Source organism: Dactylosporangium sp. NPDC050588, from assembly GCF_040654975.1.
Lineage (GTDB): Bacteria > Actinomycetota > Actinomycetes > Mycobacteriales > Micromonosporaceae > Dactylosporangium > Dactylosporangium maewongense.
The window spans coordinates 1-3,070 of the sequence record NZ_JBFAJA010000207.1 but is presented as its reverse complement, the minus strand read 5'-3'; the positions used below and the strand labels follow the sequence as shown (position 1 = coordinate 3,070).

Here is a 3,070-nt window from a genome sequence, read left to right as displayed (position 1 = left end):
TGCTCGCCGTGGCGCGGGCCGAGGGCGTCACCGTCTTCATGCTGCTGCAGGCCGGTCTCGGGGTGCTGCTGTCGAAGCTGGGCGCCGGGACGGACATCCCGATCGGCGCGGCCATTGCCGGGCGTACCGACCAGGCCTTGGACGATCTGGTCGGGTTCTTCGTCAACACGCTCGTCATACGGACCGACCTGTCCGGGGACCCGACCTTCGCGGAGCTGCTGAGCCGGGTGCGGGAGACGACCCTGGCCGGGTTCGAGCACCAGGACGTGCCGTTCGAGCTGCTCGTCGAGGAGCTCGCCCCCACCCGCTCGCTCGCCCGCAACCCGCTCTTCCAGGTGATGCTGACCGTGCAGAACACGGCCGGTGCCACCCTGGACCTGCCCGGCGCCGACGTGGACACCGACGGCGGCTCGATCACCGGAGAGGCGCCGGCGAAGTTCGACCTGGAGTGGAGTGTCACCGAGGCGTTCGACAGTGACGGCCGCCCGGCGGGGCTGCACGGCGCGCTGACCGGATCGGCGGACCTGTTCGACGCCGAAACCGTCGCGACGGTGGGCGAGCGGTGGGCGCGGGTCCTGTCGTCGCTGCTCGCTGCCCCGTCCGCACCGGTGTCGGCGGTGAGCCTGCTGGACGCGGCCGAGTTGGATCTGGTGCTGCGGGCGTGGAACGACACCGCCGCGGAGGTGCCGCCGGCGACGCTGCCGTCGCTGTTCGCGGCGCAGGTGGCGCGGACCCCGGACGCGCTGGCGTTGGTGTTCGAAGGCTCGTCGGTGACCTACGCGGCGCTGGACCGCCGCGCGAACCGTCTGGCGCATCGGCTGATCGAGGAGGGCGTGCGCGCGGACTCGGTCGTGGGCGTCTGCCTGCCCCGTGGTGTGGACATGGTGGTGGCACTGTTGGCCGTGGTGAAGGCCGGTGGCGCGTACCTGCCGATCGACCCGGATCTGCCGGCCGAGCGCGTCGCGTACATGAGCCAGGGCGCCGTTATCGTATTGACCAACGTCGACGCGGAAGGGCGCGCTGACACCGATCCGGGTGTGGAGGTGCTGCCGGGTCAGGCCGCGTACGTCATCTACACGTCCGGCTCGACCGGTCTGCCCAAGGGCGTCGTGGTGCCCCATGAGGGCATCGTGAACCGTCTGGTGTGGATGCAGTCGCGGTTCGGGCTGGCAGCGGGCGATCGGGTGCTGCACAAGACCCCGTTCGGGTTCGACGTGTCCGTGTGGGAGCTGTTCTGGCCGTTGATCCAGGGCGCGACGATGGTGATCGCGAAGCCGGGCGGTCACCGGGATCCGTCCTACATCGCGGCGCTGATCTGCGATGACCGTGTCGACACCGTCCACTTCGTCCCGTCGATGCTGGAGGCGTTCCTCGCGGCCCCTGAAGCGGCCGAGTGCACCGGGCTACGGCGGGTCATCTGCTCCGGTGAGGCTCTGGGCGCTGCGGTCCGGGACCGGTTCTTCGAGGTGCTGCCGACTGTTGGCCTGTTCAACCTGTACGGCCCGACGGAGGCGTCCGTGGACGTCACCGAGTTCGAGGTCCTCGCGGACGCGTCGCCGGTGGTGCCGATCGGCAAGCCGGTGTTCAACACCCGCGTCTACGTCCTGGACGACCGCTTGGCTCCGGTGCCGGTGGGTGTCGCGGGCGAGTTGTACCTGGCGGGTGTCCAGCTGGCCCGCGGCTACGCAGGTCGGCCCGGTCTGACCGGCGAGCGGTTCGTCGCCGACCCGTTCGGCAGCGGGGAGCGGCTGTACCGCACCGGTGACGTGGTCCGCTGGTGCGCCGACGGCAACGTCGTCTACCTGGGACGCGCGGACGACCAGGTCAAGGTCCGCGGGTTCCGGATCGAACCCGGCGAGATCCAGGCGGTCCTCGCCACCCATCCGCAGGTCGAGCAGGTCGCCGTCGTCGCGACCGCGGATCAGCGGCTCGTCGCCTACGTCGTCGGCGCCGTCGACGGGCTGCGGGAGTTCGCGGCGGAACGGCTGCCGGAGTACATGGTGCCGGCGGCCGTCGTCGTCCTGGACGCGCTGCCGCTCACCCGCAACGGCAAGCTGGACCGCAAGGCGCTGCCGGCGCCGGAGTTCACGACAGGAGCCGGGCGCGGCCCCGCCAACGCCCGCGAGGAGTTGCTCTGCCAGGCGTTCGCCGACGTGCTCGGCGTCCAGGGTGTCGGGGTCGACGACGACTTCTTCGCCCTCGGCGGCCACTCCCTGCTCGCCGTCCGGCTCGTCGAACGGCTCCGCGTCCAAGGCGTCTCCGTGCCGGTGAGGGCGCTGTTCCTCACCCCGACCCCGGCCGGCCTCGCGGCCGCGGCCGCCGGTGCCGAGGCCGTCGTGGTCCCGGCGAACCTGATCCCCGCCGGCGCGCAGAGCATCGCCCCGGACATGCTGCCGCTCGTCGAGCTGAGCCAGACGCAGATCGATGCGGTCGTCGGTACCGTCGACGGCGGCGCGGCGAACGTGGCCGACATCTACCCGCTCGCCCCGCTGCAGGAAGGCATCCTGTTCCACCACCGCCTCGCCGAGGGCGGCGACGACGTGTACGTCACGTCGTTCGTCCTCGAGTTCGACGACCGGGACCGTCTCGACGCGTTCGCCGGGGCGCTGCAGCACGTGATCGACCGGCACGACGTGTTCCGCACCTCCGTCGTCTGGGCCGGGCTGCCCGAGCCGGTGCAGGTCGTGTGGCGCACCGCGTCGCTGCGGCTGACCGAGGTCGACCTCCCGGACGGCGCCGACCTGCTCCCCGCCGTCGGCCTCACCATGGACCTCGGCCGGGCACCACTGCTCGACCTGCACGTCACGCGGCAGGCCGGCGGACGCTGGCAGGGCGTCCTGCGCGTCCACCACCTCGTCCAGGACCACACCGCCCTCGACATCGTGACCGGCGAGATCCAGGCGGTCCTCGCCGGCCGCGCCGACCTCCTGCCGGCGCCGCTGCCGTTCCGCACCTTCGTGGCACAGGCCCGTGCGGGGCTCGCCGACGGTGGCCACGAGGCGTTCTTCCGTGACCTCCTCGACGGCGTCGACGAGCCGACGGCCGCGTTCGGGGTCAGCGACGTCCGCGG

The 3,070-nt window shown here is 72.1% G+C and carries 1 protein-coding gene; it reads left to right on the top strand.

Annotation, left to right across the window (positions count from 1 at the left end; all coding sequences use genetic code 11):
• Positions 1 to 3,070: amino acid adenylation domain-containing protein (locus tag AB0I21_RS57275; RefSeq protein WP_360574460.1), on the top strand; the 3,070-nt coding region annotated here is incomplete at both ends.